This window comes from Clostridium sp. AF23-6LB (genome assembly GCF_003461085.1).
Classification (GTDB): domain Bacteria; phylum Bacillota; class Clostridia; order Lachnospirales; family Lachnospiraceae; genus Coprococcus; species Coprococcus ammoniilyticus.
The window spans coordinates 1-1289 of sequence record NZ_QTWK01000002.1 but is presented as its reverse complement, the minus strand read 5'-3'; the positions used below and the strand labels follow the sequence as shown (position 1 = coordinate 1289).

The window sequence follows — 1289 nt, the reverse complement described above, 5'->3', positions numbered from 1 at the left end:
GCAACCAAGACAGGAATCAGCGTACCGGCAAACGGAAGCGTAACGATCAATGACATACCTGTAGGAATTTACAGTATAAGTGAAGAGCAAACCGGAACAGCAGTTGCAAACTATGGCTTAGCAGTCAGTGGTGAAGGTAATGTCACCGTCACCAAGGATGCGACAGCAACCGCAACTGTAACGAACACTTATACCCAGGATAAGGGAAGCCTGACGGTAGCCAAGGCAGTTGCAGGATATACCTTTGATTCCAGCAAGACATTCATGATCTACGTAACAAACGCAAGTGGTGAATATGTTCTTGCAGATGGAAGCGTAAGCGCAACCAAGACAGGAATCAGCGTACCGGCAAACGGAAGCGTAACGATCAATGACATACCTGTAGGAATTTACAGTGTAAGTGAAGAGCAAACCGGAACAGCAGTTGCAAACTATGGCTTAGCAGTCAGTGGTGAAGGTAATGTCACCGTCACCAAGGATGCGACAGCAACCGTAACTGTAACGAATACCTATACACAGGATAGGGGAAGCCTTACTGTAGAAAAGGCAGTTGCAGGATATACCTTCGATGCGAACAAGACATTTGCGATCTATGTAACAAATGCAAGTGGAGAATATGTCAAAGAAGATGGAAGCACAACAGCAACTAAGACAGGAATCAGCGTACCGGCAAACGGAAGCGTAACGATCAATGACATTCCGGTAGGAACTTATACAGTAAGTGAGGAAGCAAATGGAACCGCGGTTAAGGATTATGGCTTAACAGTAAGTGGTGAAGGTAATGTCACCGTCACCAAGGATGCGACAGCAACCGTAACTGTAACGAATACCTATACACAGGATAGGGGAAGCCTTACTGTAGAAAAGGCAGTTGCAGGATATACCTTCGATGCGAACAAGACATTTGCGATCTATGTAACAAATGCAAGTGGAGAATATGTCAAAGAAGATGGAAGCGTAAGCGCAACCAAGACAGGAATCAGCGTACCGGCGAACGGAAGCGTAACGATCAATGACATTCCGGTAGGAACTTATACAGTAAGTGAGGAAGCAAATGGAACCGCGGTTAAGGATTATGGCTTAACAGTAAGTGGTGAAGGTAATGTCATCGTCACTAAGGATGCGACAGCGACCGCAACTGTAACGAACACTTATACTCAGGATAAGGGAAGCTTAACGGTAGCCAAGGCAGTTGCAGGATATACCTTTGATGCAAGCAAGACATTCATGATCTACGTAACAAACGCAAGTGGTGAATATGTTCTTGCAGATGGAAGCATAAGCGCAAC

Annotated in this window: 1 protein-coding gene; it reads left to right on the top strand. The window is 45.5% G+C overall.

The features are described from left to right. Positions 1 to 1289 (top strand): DUF5979 domain-containing protein (locus DWY07_RS04580; protein WP_207660232.1); only part of this gene is annotated, 1289 nt, incomplete at both ends.